Source organism: Corynebacterium sp. ACRQJ (assembly GCF_022346045.1).
Taxonomy (GTDB): Bacteria; Actinomycetota; Actinomycetes; order Mycobacteriales; family Mycobacteriaceae; genus Corynebacterium; species Corynebacterium evansiae.
In genome coordinates this window covers 20979-37298 of sequence record NZ_JAKRMT010000010.1, presented here as the reverse complement: position 1 = coordinate 37298, position 16320 = coordinate 20979, and the positions used below count along the sequence as shown (strand labels likewise).

Genomic DNA, 16320 nt, shown 5'->3' with positions numbered 1-16320 from the left:
TGGGGTCTGGTTCGAGCGCAGGGTAGGTGCGTTGCACACCTATCGTGGGAAGTATGCGCACTCTCTACACAGCCCAGGACATCCGCACCGCAGAGGCCGCTTTGTTCCCCCGCGAGCAGCGGGAGGACGAGCTGATGCAGTCCGCCGCGCACGCAGTGGCGGTCGTGGCGGAAAAGATGCTTGCCCAGGCAGAAGAGCCGGCGGGCGCTGCAGAGGGGTCCGTGTTGCTGCTGGTCGGCCCGGGTGGCAACGGCGGCGATGCGCTGTACGCCGGCGCGGTTCTTGCGATGCAGGGAAGGAAGGTCGAGGCCTTCCCGCTCGAAGGCGCCGACCGCGTGCACGAGCGCGCCGCGCGGGCCTTCACTGCGGCGGGTGGCAGCTTCGTCGGCCTGGAGCGAGCAGACAGCTATCTCGTGATCGTCGACGGGATGTTCGGCCTCGGCGGACGTGACGAGATCCCGGTGGAGGTCGATGAGTTCCTGCGGGAGGCCCAGGGGGTTCGCACCGGCGGGAAGCGCCGGCCGCGCGTGCTGGCCATCGACCTTCCCAGCGGTGTGGTCGCCGATACCGGGAAGGCGCCGGGCAGGCACGTTAGTGCCGACGTGACCGTCACTTTCGGTGGGTTGCGCCGGGCGCACGGCCTCAGTGCCGAGTGCGGGACGGTGCTGTGCGAGGACATCGGCCTGGACGATGGTTCTATGCTTTCCGCCGAGCTGTCCAGGCTCGAAAGCACTGTCTCTTTGTGGCACACGCCGGTCGAACGCCTAGCGCCGGAAGACATGGCTGCACAGCTGCTCGGCAGCCCGGAACCCTTGCCTGGGGAACTGCCCGCCGAACCGGGCGCAGTGGACGACAAATACTCCGGCGGGGTAGTGGGCATCTGCGCGGGTAGCAAGAACTATCTGGGAGCAGGCGTGCTGGCCACGCTCGCGGCGGTGAACACCACCAGCTCGATGGTGCGCTACATCGGCGAACACCCCGAATACGTTCTGGCGACCACCCCGGAAGTCGTCGTGCACCCCGTCGTCCGCGGGGCCGGGCAGGTGCAGGCGCGCATGGTCGGCTCCGGTCGCGGCACGGATCGCGATGCCCGCGACGAACTGCTCGCCGTACTAGACATGGTGCAGCCCTTGGTTCTGGACGCCGACGCGATCACCGTCCTGGCGAAGAACCCTGACGTTCTAGAGATCCTGCGTGCTCGCAACGCTCCCACGCTGCTCACCCCGCACGACGGGGAGTTTGACCGGCTGGCTAAGGCGGCCGGACTGCCGGCGGAATCGCCGGACCGGATCACCTCCACAGAACGGCTGGCACGTGAACTGAACTGCACGGTTTTGCTGAAGGGCCGCTTCACCATCATCGCCAACCCACAGCGCACTGTGGTTGTCGATACCGCATCGTCCTGGGCCGCTACTCCCGGATCCGGCGACGTATTAGCGGGAATTCTGGGCGCGCTGGTGGCGCGCGATGCCGGCAAGCGGGCTCGGGACACCGGATACACAGAAGCCGGCCAGTACGAGTTGGAGGCGCACGAGGCAGACTACGTGGTCGATTCGGCTGCGATCGGCGTAGCGATCCACGCTGCGGCGTCATATATATCCTCCCTTACCCCGTACGGCCCGGCACCGACCTCGGCGCTGAAGATCGCGCAGCACATCCCGCATGCGACGGCGTGGCTGGGCACAGTGGTGCAGGGGTAGGCGCCCGACCACGAATAACGCGAGAACGCGCAAGGGCACAGAGCAAGAGAACACGAGAGCAATAGAAGGGAAAGCAACAATGGATCGCAAGATCGCACTGATCACCGGCGGCACGCGAGGCATCGGCCTGGCGATTGCCCGCGAACTGCAGGACGACTACCACCTGATCATCGGCGGAAGCTCGGAGAAGGCCTACGACGTTGCCTCCCAGTTCCCAAGCGCGCAAGGCTTCGTGGCGGATCTCGCCGATACGGAAGGCATCGGTGCAGCTGTGGCAGAACTGGGGCTGGACAGCCTGGACGTGCTGGTGCACTCCGCGGGCGTGGTGGCGCACGATCCGGTCACCGAAACCACTCCTGAACAGTGGAAACACGCCTTCGACATCAACCTGTTTGCCGTCGCGGAGCTTACACGGCAGCTGCTCGGCGCGCTGCAGGCGGTGCACGGAACCGTGGTGACGATCAACTCCGGCGCGGGCTACCGCTCCAGCGTGGGCTTCGGGCCGTACGCCACCACGAAGTTCGCCCTGCGCGCCTACACCGATGCGCTGCGGGAGGAGCAGCGCAACAAGATCCGCGTGAGCTCCATCCACCCGGGCAAGGTTGATTCCGACATGCAGCGCCAGATCCAGTCCCACCGCGGTGTGGCCGAAGCGGATTATGACGAAACCCAGTACCTGCGCCCGGAGTCGGTGGCGAAGGCCGTGCGCCTCGCCGTTGATGCGACGGACGATGCGATGATCGAGTCTCTGACGATCCGCCCGGCCAACGGGCGCTAAGTATTACATGGCACGCCCAGAATCTGACCTAAACCGCGATCCAAACCGCATCCTGGACTGCGCCATTGTCGGCGGCGGCCAGTCCGCACTGGCCACGGCCTTCTACCTGCGCCGGGAGGGAAGGCGGAGCCGCAAAGCTCCCGACTTTGCGGTGTTCGACGATCAGCCGGAACCGGGTGGGGCCTGGCGGCACATGTGGCCGTCGATGACGTTGTTCTCCGCCGCCAACTTCTCCAACCTTCCGGGTATGCCGATGCCCAGTTACGAAGGGTCTAAGGGCTATCCACCGCCCGGCCATGTGGTCGACTACCTGCGCGAATACGAGCGCCGTTACGATCTGCCCGTCATCCGTCCCGTGCATATCGACCGGGTGGAGTACGACGAGCCGACCGGGCTGTTTCATCTGCACGCCCGCCCGGGTAGCGGCGCTGCCCGCCCGACTAGCTCCTCCCACACCCTGCGCTCCCACACCTGGCGTGCCCGCACCGTCGTCGCCGCCACGGGCACGTGGTCCGCGCCTTTCGTTCCCTATTATCCCGGCAAGTTTGCTGGCCAGCAGTGGCACACCGCCACCTACCCGGGGCCGGAGCCGTTCGCCGGTTCCTCCGTGGCCGTCGTGGGAGCGGCTAACTCGGGAGCACAGATCGCCGCCGACCTGGCCGACGGCGCCGACGTCGCCGACGTCACCTGGTTCGTCCGCCACCCGCCCCGCTGGATGCCGGACGACGTCGATGGCGCGGAGCTCTTCCGCCGCAACCGCGAACGCTACCTCGCCATTTCCGCAGGTAAGGAAGACCCCGGCGCCGATTCCAGCCTCGGGGACATCGTCATGCTTCCCGCGGTCCGCCGCGCTCGAGACTCCGGACACCTGCGCCCCACCCCGATGTTCTCCTCCCTCGACGAAGTCACCACCGACCACCTGATCTGGTGCACCGGCTTCCGCCCCGCCCTCGGCCCTTTTCGCGGGTTGCTCTCTTTTCGTGGTGACGCCCCCTCGCCCCAGCACCCCGGCCTCTTCCTCGTGGGCTATGGCGATTGGGTGGGTCCAGGCTCCGCCACCATCACTGGCGTTGGAGTGCATGCAAAAAGGGTGGCCGCCGAGGTAGTGGCGGCCACCCGAGGGTGACGGTCGCGCGAGCATCGCGTGGCGGGCTTTGCCGCAAGGCCTACTGTGAAACTACGGCGCAGTTTCGGCGCTACTTCAGCACAGTTACGGCAGCATGCGGAAGGTCTTGCCGGCCTTCAGCAGGGTGAGCATGACCTTGGAGAAGCTCTTCCGGCTGAGGGACTCCGGTCCGCGGAAGTACATGAAGCGCTGCGAGGTGACGTTCTGTGTTGCCGTGTACTTCTGCAGCCCCTCCGCGCCGTGGCGGTGGGAGACACCGGATTCCTTCATGCCGCCCATGGGGTTATCGATGGCCGCCCAGCTGGAGGTGTAGCCATCGTTCAGAGCCACCGAACCGGACTCGATCTTCGGGCCGATCTTCCAGGCAGTGTCGTCGGCGGCAAACACAGAAGCGTTCAGGCCGTAGTCCGTGTCATTGGCCAGCTCGATCGCGTCGTACAGATCCTCCACCGGCTCGATGTACACCACCGGCCCGAAGACCTCCTCGGTGCGCAGCAGCGCATCCTCTGGAACGTCCACCATGACCGTCGGCTCGTAGAAGTACGGCCCCAGATCTGGGCGCTTCTTGCCACCGCACAGGATGTTCGCGCCCTTCTCGCGGGCGTCCTCCACGTACTTCTCCACGGTCTCTAGCTGGCTGGCGGAAGCCAGCGAACCCATCTGCGTCTCCCACTCGAAGCCGCTGCCTAGGCTCATGGATTGCACGCGAGAGGAAAACGCGCCCACGAAATCCTCGTAGGATGCACGCTCGACGTAGATGCGCTCGATGGAAACACACAGCTGACCGGAGTTAGAGAAGCACGCATCGATAGCTCCGCGGGCTGCGTAGTTGACGTCCGCGTCGTTGGCGATGATCAGCGGGTTCTTACCGCCCAGCTCGGCGGAGTAGCCGATCAGGCGACGGCCAACCTGCTCGCCCAAAACCTTGCCCGTTGCGGTGGAGCCAGTGAACATCAAGAAGTCGCACTGATCCGCAATGGTATTACCAACCACGCGGCCGGACCCGGTAACTAACTGCACCAGGTCGCGCGGCAGTCCGGCGTCAAAAAGAAGCTTAAAGACCAAAAGCGAGGTAAAAGGCGTAGCAGAGTCGGGCTTAGCGACCACAGCGTTTCCGGCGAGGAGCGCGGGGATCGCGTCGCCAATGCCGAGGGACAGCGGGTAATTCCACGGGCTGATCTGGCCGACCGCGCCCAGCGGGTGACGGTACTCGATGGACTTCGCCATGATCGACATCGCCGAGGCGCGCTTGCGCGGCTTCATGAACTTCTCCACGTTGTTGGAGTAGTAGCGCGCATTGTTGGCGACGTCCATGACCTCGTCGAAGGCGCTGGCGCGGTTCTTGCCGGTCTCCAGCTGCACCATGTCGCAGAGCAGCTCGGCGTTCTTTAAAACCAGGTCGTGGAAGCGGCGGAAGATGCGCTTGCGCTCGGCGAAGGGGACATGCACCCAGGACTGCTGGGCGCGGCGGGCGAAGCGGAAGGCTTCGGTGACATCGTCGGCGTCACCGCTGGCGACCCAGCCGATCGTCTCGCCGAGGAAGGGAGCCTCGATCTCCAGGCGCTTGCCGTCGTAATCGTCGTTGAGGTTGTGCAGGCGGGCGTTGGTGGTGAGCTCGCGCAGCTCTACTTCCAGGTCGGCGGGCAGAGCGGCTACGGATAGGCGCTTGTAGTTGGTTCGTTTCATGTTTGGGAGACTACCTAAAAGGCCGGGGGAGTGTGTTCGATCTAGAACATTTCTAAGCAAATGAATAGTCGCGAGAGCACGAACTTTTGCTTGCGGGAACCTTTAAGCAGGCTTAGCCGTTGGTAGGATGTACGCGAAAGCGCCGGTGGCTTATTGCTAGGCTCCGGCACCGAAAATGACCTGCACAACTTTGGAGTACTAAAGAATGAAGAGCTCGAACCCGTTCATGGGGTCGCTGGCCAAGAACCAGGGCCAGCACCCGTTCGCACAACAGGGCAACCAGGGTGGCTACGGCCAGCAGGGCGGTTATGGTCAGCAGGGGATGAACCCCTACGCGACCTCCGCTCACGGTGGTGTGCAGACTGCCGCTATGGGTTACGGCATGCAGGACGCAGCCAACTACGGCCAGGCTGGCAGTGCCGACCGTCCGATGACCGTCGATGACGTTGTTACCAAGACCGGCATCACGTTGGCCGTGATCATTGCTCTGGCAGTGGTGAACTTCATCATTGGCCTGAGCAACCCCGGCATTGCGATGGGGCTGACCTTCGTCGGCATGATCGGTGGTCTGATCGCCGTTCTGGTTTCTGCCTTCGGCAAGAAGTACGACTCCGCGCCGGTCACGCTGACCTACGCAGCCTTCGAGGGCCTGTTTGTTGGTGGCTTTACGTTCCTGGTTTCTGGCGCTGCGGTTGGCGATACTGACGCCGGCATGCTCATCGCCCAGGCGGTTCTGGGAACCATTGGCGTGTTCATTGGCATGCTGTTTGTGTACAAGACCGGTGCTATCCGCGTGACTCCGAAGTTCACTCGCTTCCTGGTGGGCGCCATGATCGGCATCCTGGTTTTGGCGCTGGGCAACCTGGTGTTTGCGCTGGTTACGGGATCCGCAGGCATCCTGCGCGACGGTGGCCCGATCGCCATCATCTTCTCCCTGGTCTGCATCGGAATCGCGGCCATGAGCTTCCTGCTGGACTTCGACCAGGCGGATCGTCTGGTTCGCGCTGGCGCTCCGTCCAAGATGGCCTGGGGTGTGGCACTGGGTCTGGCCGTCACCCTGGTCTGGCTGTACACCGAGATCCTGCGCCTCCTGTCCTACTTCAGGGACTAGCGCTTTAGGAGCTAGCGCTGGGGCGCTGTTAGTTGAGGGGCTTCCGGTTTACCGGGAGCCTTTTTCTGCTGCCGGTGTGCGGAGAGGGGGAGTTGGCTGCTCTTGTGCGGGGGATATTGCCGCTAGGGCGGGGAATTTTGCTGTCTGTATGCGGGAGGTTTCGCAGCTAAGGGGGGAAGTGTCGCTAGATCGGGAATACGTGGGTGCCGGCAGGGGGAAGTGTCGCTAGATCGGGAATACGTGGGCGTGGACATGGACAGATGTCGCTAGATCGGGAATACGCGGGCGCGACCAATCAGCCTGACAAAAGCGCAGCGCTCTGACCTGCATTTTCTTATAGTTGAGAATGGTTATCAAGAATGTATTCCCGTTCTAGCGACATCCAGCCCGGTATTGCCCTGATTTGGCGGGGTTCCCTCCTGCGTATTCCCGAACTAGCGACACTTCCCCCTGCGTATTCTCGATCTGGCGACATCTGGAGGTTTAACCTCTTTCAGGAAGGGGCTAAGGGGAATGGCGGGGTAGAGAAAAGGGGAGTGCGGGACGGGAGAATGTCGGAAAAATTGCAGTTCTCAGGCCTAGATGTCGGAAAAGTTGCAAAACTAAAATTCCTGCTATCGATGCGTGAATACCAAAACGCTCTGACCTGCAAGTTTAGGTAAGTGAGAATGTCTCCCAATAACAAATTGCAACTTTTCCGACATTTAACCCTCCGAGGGGGCGCACAGGGCGCTGCCTGGGTGGGAAAAGTGCAGCCGGGGTGGCATTGGATCCTGTAGGGGCAAGCATTGAGCCCGGGAGGTAGTGGGGCGCGCCGGAGTGGCATTGGACCCTGCAGGGGGAGGCCCGCAAGGCAGAGGAAAACAAGAAGGGCGCCCGCAGCGCCCTTCATAAATGCAACCGGCTCAGCCAGCCCCAGCTAAAAGCCCAGCCGCAAACTAGCCCGGGCAAGCCCAGCCAGCCGCAAACTAGCCCAGCTAAAGCCCAGCTAAAGCCCAGCTCAACCAGCAGAAACTACTGCTCCGCGCGCGGAACGTCCAGGTCCGGGTCGTAAGGCTCAGCTGCCACGATCGTCACAGATACAGTATCGCCAGTAGGGGTCTGGTACTCGCGGGTTTCGCCGACCTTGGCGCCGACGATGGCCGCACCCAGCGGAGCATCGGTGGAGTAGGTCTCCAGGTCCGGGTTAGAAGACTCCAGGCCACGGGTGCCGATCAGGAAGGTCTCCTTATCGTCCTCGTCGCCGTCGTAGTAAACGTGGATCACGGAACCAACCAGTGCCACGCCGGACTCCTGCGGAGCCTCACCGATGGTGGCGTTATCCAGCAGTTCCTCCAGGTAGGTGATGCGAGCCTCCTCCTGGCCCTGCTGCTCGCGGGCTGCGTGGTAGCCGCCGTTCTCCTTGAGGTCGCCCTCTTCGCGGCGCTCGTTAATCTCGGCTGCCAGCACCGGACGGTTCTCCTTCAGAGCCGTCAGCTCTGCATTCAGTCGGTCGTAAGATTCCTGGGTCAGCCAGCGAGTCTGGTTCTCGGCCATTGGGTTCTCCCATCTTCGTTGAAGGTTGACGCGGTCTCTCACGTGGGCGTCAATAGATTATTAAGTAGGCGTGCAAAGTGTAGCACCTGGGCGCCAGGCTACCTGGGCTGCCCGGCCTAGTCGCGCGGGTCGGCTTAGCCTTCCGGCCTAGTCGCGCGGGTCGAGGTGCGGCGGCAGCGTGGCGGAGCAACCGTAGGCCGTGGCTGCATAGCCGCGTTCGCGGGTGGGGATGTCCACCAGAAAGCGCTCTACTTCTTCGCCGCCGCGTGGCACGACAAACTCGCGGCGCCCGACTTCGTTCTTGTCGTAGTCCAGGGCGGTGACGATGCAGTACGCGGGCTTGGAGGGATCCTTGCGGGTGACGTCGATGCTCATGGTCATGCGCTCGTCCGAGACGATCTCGCCGCCGGATTCCTGCGCCGTGACATCCGCTTCCGAATTACGCATGAACTGCGTGACCGCATAAGTCAGCGCCGCTGCCAGCATTACGGCCAGGATTACTACAACGATTTTCCCGGAGAATTTCTGGTTGCGCGTTTCGCCGTAGCGCTCTTCTTGGATGCTCTTCTTCGCCGCGTTCATGATGTCTCTAGTCTAGCCCACCCTTTTATTATTGACGCCCACGTCCCCGGCCTGCCCGGACCGGTGGCTCTATTGGGTAGGGGAGGGCTGGGTAGTAGATTGTATTGGCGTGAGTGAAAAGACATCTTCCGTAGATACGCCGCGTTATCGCCTGCTGGCGATTCACGCGCACCCGGACGACGAATCCAGCAAGGGTGCAGCCACGATGGCCCGCTATGTTGATGAGGGGCACCGGGTGAAGGTGCTGACGTGCACCGGCGGTGAGCGCGGGGACATTCTGAACCCAGAGATGCAGGAGCTGGCCGACCAGGGCATCGGAGATCTGATCGAGGTGCGCCGCGAGGAGATGGCTCAGGCGGCCTCCATCCTGGGGGTGGAGCATGAGTGGTTGGGTTATGTGGATTCCGGCCTGCCGGAGGGCGACCCGAAGCCGCCGCTGCCGGAGGGATGCTTTGCACTGCAGGACACGGAAGAGGTCACGAAGAACGTTGTGCGGGTGGTGCGTGAGTTCCGTCCGCACGTCCTCATCACCTACGACGAGTACGGCGGTTACCCACACCCGGATCACATCAAGGTGCATGCGGTTTCCGTCCGTGCTTGGGAGGCTGCCGGCGACCCGAACTACCACCCGGAGCTGGGCGAACCTTGGGAGGTAAAGAAGCTGTACTACACCCACGGGTTCATCCGCGAGCGTTTCGAGAACCTGGCCACCGCCATGTACGAGCGCGGCGCGCAGCTGCCGGAGCACGTCCTGCGGCACTTGGAGCTGTGGAAGCAGCTGCCGGATATCTTTTCTCGCGTGACCACCCGCGTGAATGTAGCCGACTGGTTTGAGCGCCGCGACGATGCGCTGCGTGCCCACCGCACTCAGATTGACCCGAAGGGGGCGTTCTTCCTGGCGGACATGGACTTGCAGCAGCAGGTGTGGCCGACCGAGGAGTTCGAGCTCGCGCAGTCGCGCGTGCATAGCGAGCTGCCGGAGTCGGAACTTTTCGCCGGGTTGGAATCAGCGGATTAGTGCAGTACTGGGCTGATTCACGCAGCGCAGGGTTGACTGGCGCAGAGCAGGGCTGATTCACGCCGCGCAGGGTTTCCCCACAGGCGGGCGACTAACTACAGTTAATGGGCAGATAACAAGAAGGAGTTTCCAGCGATGAACACCGCCACCTGGATCATTGCGCAGGCAGAGCGCACCGGCCCGAAGGGCGCCGAGTTCGGTAAGGCCGCCCCAGTCGGCCTGTTCGTGATCGTCATCTTGCTGCTGGTTGTGCTGCTCATCGGCTTCGCCATGAACAAGCGCATCCGCCGCCTGGAACGCCGCCGAGCATTCGCCGACGCGCGTGGCATCGACCTGTTCGACACCGAGAAGCTGGAAGCAGCCATGAAGGCCGAGGGCTTCGACGATACTGCCAGCAAGCGTTCCATGTTTGCCCGCACTGAGGTGCCGCAGACCGATGAGCGTTTCTTGCCCTCCTCCGGCACACTGACCGGCCCGGCTGCTATTGACGCTGAACGGGCGCGGGCTAAGGGCGTCAATAAGGATGGCGAAGAACCCCCGAACCAGCATCAGTAGGATCAACACCGTGAACCGCATCCCCCAGCTGCTATACCCAGCGTACGAGGCCAGCCTGGCGCGCTCGCTGCGCGATAAGCCGCGGCCGAAGCACGTCGCCATCATGGCCGACGGCAACCGCCGCTGGGCGCGCGAGAACGGGTTTACGGATGTATCGCACGGCCACCGCGTGGGGGCGAAGAAGATCGCGGAAATGTGCGGATGGTGCGACGAGCTGGGGATCGAAACCGTCACGGTGTACCTGCTCAGCACCGAAAATTTGAAGCGCTCTCCGGAGGAGCTGTCGTTGCTGTGCAGCATAATTGGTGATGTTGCCGAGGAATTGGCGGATTCTGACGCCGGGTTCCAGCTGCGCACCGTCGGCCACCTAGAGCTACTGCCTGAACAGCTGCGCATTCGCCTCGAGGAAAACCAGGCCAAGACGGACGATCACACGGGTGTGCGCGTGAATGTGGCGGTGGGCTACGGCGGACGCCAGGAGATCGTGGATGCGGTGCAGACCCTCGTGGCTGAGCTGGCAGATCAGGGGACCGCGCCGGAGGACATGGCGGAGGCAATCACCGCCGAGGCGCTGGGGAACCACATGTACACCTCGGGTCAGCCGGACCCAGACCTGGTGATTCGCACGTCGGGGGAGCAGCGCCTATCTGGTTTCCTGCTGTGGCAGTCCGCGTACTCGGAGATCTGGTTTACCGATACTTATTGGCCGGCTTTCCGTCGCGTGGATTTCCTGCGCGCGCTGCGCGACTACTCGCAGCGGCACCGGCGCTTCGGGCTTTAAGCCGGGGATAGCCGGCGATAGGGCGCGGACGATAACTGCCCGCGATAGAGCGCGGGGCTAGATCTTCCGCATCCGCACTTTTTGCACCAGGTGGTCTGGGCCCTTCCGCAGAACCAGAGAGGCGCGCACGCGGGTGGGCAGGATGTTCTCCATGAGGTTCGGCAGGTTCACGGTCTGCCAGATCTCCCTGGCGACCACGGTGGCCTCTTCATCGCTGAAGTTGGCGAAGTGGTGGAAATGCGCCTTCGGATCCTTAAACGCGGTGTTCTTCAGGCGCAGGAAGCGGTCGATGTACCAATCCTCGATGTCCTCGCGCCGGGCATCGACGTAAACGGAGAAGTCGAAGAGGTCGGAGACCATGAGGGTGGGGCCAGTCTGCAAAACGTTCAGCCCCTCGACGATGAGGATGTCCGGGCGGTCGACGGTGATGGTCTGGTCCGGAATGCGGTCGTAGGCCTCGTGGGAGTACACCGGGGCCTGCACCTTTTGCGTGCCGGACTTCACCTTGGTGATGAAGCTCAGCAGTTCTGCCTGGTCGTAGGATTCCGGGAAGCCCTTGCGGTGCATGAGCTTGCGGCGCTCGAGTTCTGCGGTGGGCAGCAGGAAGCCGTCGGTGGTCACGAGGTCCACCCGTGGGTTTGTCTCCCAGCGCTGTAGTAGTACCTGTAGCACGCGGGCCGTAGTGGACTTACCGACAGCGACGGAGCCACAGACGCCGATGATGTAAGGGATCGGCGGCATTGCCTCGCCGAGGAACGTTTCGGTGGCGGCGTTGAGCCTGCGGTGCGCCTCGACGCGCAGGAAGATCAGGCGAGACAGTGGCAGGTAGACCTCGGAGACTTCTTCTAGGTCGATTTCGTCGCCGATACCGCGGAGCTGTTCCAGTTCATCTTCGGTGAGGACCTGGGGCATCGACTTTCTCAAGGTGCGCCACTGAGTACGGTCCAGCTCAATGTAAGGGCTGGGGGAAGTCATAGCACCCATTGTGCCCCGAAAATGGGGCAAGGTGAAATTGGATCGCTTTGGGTCGGCCGGAGGACCGCAATGGGATGGCTGTGGGTTGGGTATGGGGTGTCACGGGCACTCGCTATGATGGTGAGGCAGATAAGCAACCGGTTTTATCTTTCTTAGATTCATCCACAATGGAAGGCCTTGGTAGACGTGACTTCTCCGCAGAATTCGTCCACTCAGAACTCGCAACAGCACAACACTCCTTTGGCGGAGCTGGATCCTCAGGTCGCAGAAGCCATCGCAGGTGAGCTGCGCCGCCAGCGCACCACCCTGGAGATGATTGCCTCGGAGAACTTCGTGCCGCGCGCCGTGCTGCAGGCACAGGGTTCGGTGCTCACCAACAAGTACGCCGAGGGCTACCCGGGCCGTCGTTACTACGGTGGTTGCGAGCACGTGGACGTCGTCGAGGATCTGGCCCGCGACCGCGCCAAGCAGGTCTTCGGTGCAGAGTTCGCCAACGTGCAGCCGCACGCTGGTGCACAGGCCAACGCAGCAGTCCTGATGTCCCTGGCTAACCCGGGCGACAAGATCATGGGTCTGTCCCTGGCACACGGTGGCCACCTGACCCACGGCATGCACCTGAACTTCTCCGGCAAGCTCTACGAGGTCGCCGCTTACGAGGTGGATCCGGAGACCTTCCGCCTGGATATGGACAAGATCCGCGAGCAGGCCATTGCAGAGAAGCCACAGGTGCTGATCGCCGGCTGGTCCGCCTACCCGCGCCACCAGGACTTCGCAGCTTTCAAGTCCATCGCCGATGAGGTCGGGGCGAAGCTGTGGGTGGACATGGCTCACTTCGCTGGCCTGGTTGCCGCGGACCTGCACCCGTCCCCGGTTCCGCACGCCGACGTGGTCTCCACCACCGTGCACAAGACCCTGGGTGGCCCCCGTTCCGGCATGATTCTGGCTAAGCAGGAGTACGCCAAGAAGCTGAATTCTTCCGTATTCCCGGGACAGCAGGGTGGCCCGCTGATGCACGCCGTCGCAGCCAAGGCTGTCGCCATGAAGGTCGCACAGACCGACGAGTTCCGCGACCGTCAGCAGCGCACCCTCGAGGGTGCGAAGATCCTGGCTGAGCGACTGAACGCTCAGGATACGAAGGACGCTGGCGTGCAGGTGCTCACCGGCGGCACTGACGTGCACCTGGTGCTGGTGGATCTGCGCAACTCTCAGCTGGACGGCCAGCAGGGCGAAGACCTGCTGCACGAGGTCGGCATCACCGTCAACCGCAACGCAGTGCCTTTCGACCCGCGCCCGCCGATGGTTACCTCCGGCCTGCGCATTGGTACTTCCGCCCTGGCTTCCCGTGGCCTGGATACCGAGGCTTTCACCGAGGTTGCGGACATCATTGGTACTGCTCTGGCCGGCAACGCGGACATTGCTGCGCTGCGCGCCCGCGTGGATAAGATTGCCGCGGACTTCCCGCTGTACGAGGGCCTGGAAGACTGGAAGCTGGTCTAAGAAGCCCGGCGGCTATAAGGATTGGGGTTTAGCACTATGGTCAGCACGCAGGTGAAGGATGCAATCATCGTCGTCGACGTTCAAAACGACTTCGTCGATGGTTCCCTGGGAACCGACCGGGGCCTAGAGGTGGCGCGGGGGATCAACGCCTGGCTGGGCGACCTGGTGCACACCGAGGGGCAGGAAGCTGGAACAGGCGACGGCTCTTCCGTGGCCGCCCGCCCGCTTATCGTCGGCACAAAGGATTGGCACATCAAGCCCGAAGGCCACTTCGCGCCAGAGGGGGAGGAGCCGGACTACAAGGACACCTGGCCGGTCCACTGCGTAGCCGACACGCACGGCGCGCAGGTCTGTGCCGAGCTGAACCCCGAGCTGGTGGACGCCTGGTTCCACAAGGGCGAATACACCGCCGCATATTCTGGCTTCGAAGGTCATCTCGCGGGCGAGGAGCAGACACTTGAGCAGTGGCTGAACTCCCACGAGGTAGAAAACGTGACGATCGTGGGCATCGCCACCGACTTCTGCGTGCGCGCTACAGCCGAAGATGCGCTCCGGGCGGGCTTCGGCGTGACGGTCATCGAGGATCTTTGCGCCGCGGTGAGCGAGGACGGCGCTACCCAGGCTCTGGACGCCCTCAAGGCTGCCGGCGCCGAGGTTATTGCTCAACCACGCTAGCCATCCCGCGCTAGCGGGTACATAAGAGGGCGATGGCGAGGGGGCGTCACTAGACAAGAAACCACGACAGCATCTGCCCAAAGCACAGCTTTACGCAGCCGCTCCACGTAGCGTATCCAGTATGAGCGAAAACACTAATCTTGTACTGGTCGAAGACAAAGCCGGCGTACGTTACATCACCATCAACCGCGCAGAAGCATACAACTCCCTAGACCAAGGGCTGCGTCTCGCGCTGATCGAGGCATTCCGCAATGCGCAAAAGGATTCGGAAGAACTCGGCTCCGCAGTGCGCGCAGTGGTTCTGCGTGCCAATGGCAAGGCGTTCTGCTCTGGGCAGGATCTGAAGGAACAGCTGCAGGATACGCACAACCGCACGGGGATGGAAAAGGTGGTGGAGGAGTACAACCCGATGACTGAGCTCCTCGCTGGGATCAGCGTGCCTACGATCGCCGCGCTGCAGGGGCCGGCGGCAGGCGCGGGCTGGGGACTGGCCATGGCCTGCGACTTCCGCGTGATGTCTACGGCAGCCTCTTTCAAGGGCGCCTTCACGGGCGTGGGGCTGGCGGCGGACTCCGGGCTGTCGCAGACCCTCGTCGACTGCGTGGGCCGTGCGAAGGCCTTGCAGTTGCTGCTCTTGGACCGCAAGGTGCCCGCCGAGGAAGCCGCGGAGCTGGGCTTGGTAGAACAGCTCGTGGAGCCGACGGAGCTCGAGGCGACGGTGGAGGAGCTGGCGAACAACTTCGCCGCCGGCCCGACCGCGGCGTACAAGGAGATGAAGGCACTGGTGAAGAACACTGCGGCGATCAGCGAGGCTGCCGCAGCGGAGGCAGAGGCACAGCTGCGCCTGTTTAACACCGCCGACCATAGCGAAGCGGTGGCCGCCTTCCTAGGAAAGCGACCACCGCAGTTTAAGGGGGAGTAAGGCTAGACCCTAGCTATCGCCCTTGGCCAGGCGGCGAGAGATGATCTCGATCATGATCTCGTTCGGGCCGCCGTAGATCGGCTGGACGCGGGAGTCCAGGTAGTGGGTGGAGATCGGGTACTCCAGCATGAAGCCGTAGCCGCCGTGCAGCTGCAGAGCCTCGTTGACAACCTCGATCTGCAGCTCGGTGGTCTGGTACTTAGCCATTGCACCGGTGACCTCGTCCAGGGTGCCGTTGACCTTCTCCATGATGCAGGCATCAACGAAGGACTGGGAGCCCTGGATGTTGGTGGCCATCTTGGCCAGCTCCCAGCGGTATGCCTGGTGGTCGATCAGGCGCTGACCGAAGGTCTTGCGGTCCTGAGAGTGCTTGTAAACCAGGTCGAATGCGCGGCGGGAGGTAGCGATGGAGCCCACGGCGATGGACAGGCGCTCCTGTGCCAGGTTGGTGCGCAGGTAGCCGAATGCGGCGCCCTCTTCGCCCAGCAGGTTCTCCTTCGGAACGCGGGTGTCCTCGAAGGACAGCTCAGCGGTGTCCTGGGACTTCAGGCCGACCTTCTTCAGCGGGCCGGTCTTGGTGTAGCCCTCCATGCCGTCCTCAACGATCAGCATGGAAACGCCTGCGCGGCCCTTCTCCGGGTTGGTGACGACGACCAGCAGGGTGAAGTCTGCCTGGACACCGTTGGAGATGAAGGTCTTCGCGCCGTTGACGATGTAGTCGCCGTTCTCGTCCTTCTTAGCGAAGGTGCGGATGCCAGCCAGGTCGGCACCTGCGCCCGGCTCGGTCATTGCCAGTGCGGCGATCTTCTCACCGGCACACAGCGGCTTCAGGAAACGCTCCTTCTGCTCGTCGTTGCCGAAGCGCTGCAGGTAGGGGATGACCAGGTCGTTGATGGTCTGGATGCCCACGATAACGGAACCGGAGTCAGCCTTAGCCAGCTCCTCGGTCAGCACAGCGTTGAAGCGGTAGTCGTTCTCCATACCGCCGCCGCCGAACTCCTCCGGAGCCATCATGCCCAGCAGGCCCTGCTGGCCGGCCTTCTGGAACATCTCGCGGTCGCAGTAGCCCTGCTCGTGCCAGCGATCAACGTTCGGGGCGATCTCGGCCTTCACGAAGTCCGCGCAGGCCTCGCGGAACATGTTGTGCTCTTCTTCGAAAATGTTGCGTGGCAGGAAGTTCTTCATGGGTTCCTTTCAAACCAAGACGTTGGCTGCTTGAACTGCCGAACTTGAACTACTGGAATACCAGTAGCGTGCGTAGCGCCAGTGGCAGCAAAGTTGGTTATAGAGATTTCTGTGTGTTGCAGCTCGATGTTACATCGCTATTGTGACGTGCATCTCTGCGTTGTTTATGAGAATAGCATTTCTTTGGGGCGAA

15 protein-coding genes are annotated in these 16320 nt (G+C 62.9%); 10 read left to right on the top strand and 5 right to left on the bottom strand.

Going from position 1 to position 16320, the window contains the following annotated elements:
• Positions 1 to 53: 53 nt before the first annotated feature.
• The 3 genes from MHX52_RS06770 (at position 54) to MHX52_RS06760 (ending at position 3604) form a co-directional block, all read left to right on the top strand.
• Positions 54 to 1700: a bifunctional ADP-dependent NAD(P)H-hydrate dehydratase/NAD(P)H-hydrate epimerase gene (locus tag MHX52_RS06770; RefSeq protein ID WP_239317277.1), complete on the top strand. Its 1647-nt coding sequence runs from the start codon at positions 54 to 56 to the stop codon at positions 1698 to 1700.
• A gap of 79 nt (positions 1701 to 1779) precedes the next feature.
• Complete coding sequence (locus MHX52_RS06765) at positions 1780 to 2478, top strand: SDR family oxidoreductase (RefSeq protein ID WP_239317275.1); 699 nt, start codon at positions 1780 to 1782, stop codon at positions 2476 to 2478.
• 7 nt (positions 2479 to 2485) lie between these two features.
• Entirely contained in the window at positions 2486 to 3604 is a 1119-nt protein-coding gene (locus tag MHX52_RS06760) for an NAD(P)-binding domain-containing protein (RefSeq protein WP_239317273.1), read from the top strand.
• A gap of 84 nt (positions 3605 to 3688) precedes the next feature.
• On the opposite strand, the gene MHX52_RS06755 is transcribed toward MHX52_RS06760, so the two are convergent.
• On the bottom strand, positions 3689 to 5290 hold the full coding sequence (locus MHX52_RS06755) for a succinic semialdehyde dehydrogenase (protein ID WP_239317271.1): 1602 nt from the start codon (positions 5288 to 5290) through the stop codon (positions 3689 to 3691).
• A gap of 205 nt (positions 5291 to 5495) precedes the next feature.
• Between MHX52_RS06755 and MHX52_RS06750 the strand changes: the two genes are divergently transcribed.
• Positions 5496 to 6401, top strand: a complete 906-nt coding sequence (locus MHX52_RS06750; RefSeq protein ID WP_034985794.1) for a Bax inhibitor-1/YccA family protein — start codon at positions 5496 to 5498, stop codon at positions 6399 to 6401.
• 1014 nt (positions 6402 to 7415) lie between these two features.
• Here MHX52_RS06750 and greA read toward each other — a convergent pair.
• Both greA and MHX52_RS06740 read right to left on the bottom strand, forming a co-directional pair.
• Positions 7416 to 7937, bottom strand: a complete 522-nt coding sequence (gene greA, locus MHX52_RS06745) for a transcription elongation factor GreA (RefSeq protein ID WP_035004425.1) — start codon at positions 7935 to 7937, stop codon at positions 7416 to 7418.
• Positions 7938 to 8084: 147 nt separating this feature from the next.
• On the bottom strand, positions 8085 to 8519 hold the full coding sequence (locus tag MHX52_RS06740; RefSeq protein ID WP_035004424.1) for a DUF4307 domain-containing protein: 435 nt from the start codon (positions 8517 to 8519) through the stop codon (positions 8085 to 8087).
• Positions 8520 to 8628: 109 nt separating this feature from the next.
• On the opposite strand from MHX52_RS06740, the gene mca reads away from it, so the two are divergent.
• The 3 genes from mca (at position 8629) to MHX52_RS06725 (ending at position 10873) form a co-directional block, all read left to right on the top strand.
• Positions 8629 to 9537 carry a mycothiol conjugate amidase Mca gene (gene mca / locus MHX52_RS06735; protein WP_239317269.1) on the top strand — a complete coding sequence of 303 codons (909 nt, stop codon included), beginning with the start codon at positions 8629 to 8631 and terminating at the stop codon, positions 9535 to 9537.
• A 135-nt stretch (positions 9538 to 9672) separates the two neighbouring features.
• Positions 9673 to 10092, top strand: a complete 420-nt coding sequence (locus MHX52_RS06730) for a hypothetical protein (protein WP_239317267.1) — start codon at positions 9673 to 9675, stop codon at positions 10090 to 10092.
• Positions 10093 to 10102: 10 nt separating this feature from the next.
• Positions 10103 to 10873 (top strand): isoprenyl transferase, encoded by a 771-nt coding sequence (locus MHX52_RS06725; RefSeq protein WP_239317265.1) that lies wholly within the window; start codon positions 10103 to 10105, stop codon positions 10871 to 10873.
• A 57-nt stretch (positions 10874 to 10930) separates the two neighbouring features.
• On the opposite strand, the gene coaA is transcribed toward MHX52_RS06725, so the two are convergent.
• Positions 10931 to 11857, bottom strand: a complete 927-nt coding sequence (gene coaA, locus MHX52_RS06720) for a type I pantothenate kinase (RefSeq protein WP_035004421.1) — start codon at positions 11855 to 11857, stop codon at positions 10931 to 10933.
• A 177-nt stretch (positions 11858 to 12034) separates the two neighbouring features.
• On the opposite strand from coaA, the gene glyA reads away from it, so the two are divergent.
• From glyA to MHX52_RS06705, 3 genes are all read left to right on the top strand, one after another.
• Complete coding sequence (gene glyA, locus MHX52_RS06715; protein WP_070487887.1) at positions 12035 to 13345, top strand: serine hydroxymethyltransferase; 1311 nt, start codon at positions 12035 to 12037, stop codon at positions 13343 to 13345.
• Between the two features lie 36 nt (positions 13346 to 13381).
• Positions 13382 to 14020, top strand: a complete 639-nt coding sequence (locus tag MHX52_RS06710) for an isochorismatase family protein (RefSeq protein WP_035004420.1) — start codon at positions 13382 to 13384, stop codon at positions 14018 to 14020.
• A 121-nt stretch (positions 14021 to 14141) separates the two neighbouring features.
• A complete protein-coding gene (locus MHX52_RS06705) occupies positions 14142 to 14942 on the top strand; it encodes an enoyl-CoA hydratase/isomerase family protein (protein ID WP_239317263.1) in 801 nt (266 codons plus the stop codon).
• A gap of 9 nt (positions 14943 to 14951) precedes the next feature.
• Here MHX52_RS06705 and MHX52_RS06700 read toward each other — a convergent pair whose 3' ends face one another.
• Entirely contained in the window at positions 14952 to 16127 is a 1176-nt protein-coding gene (locus tag MHX52_RS06700) for an acyl-CoA dehydrogenase family protein (protein WP_035004419.1), read from the bottom strand.
• Positions 16128 to 16320: the final 193 nt, after the last annotated feature.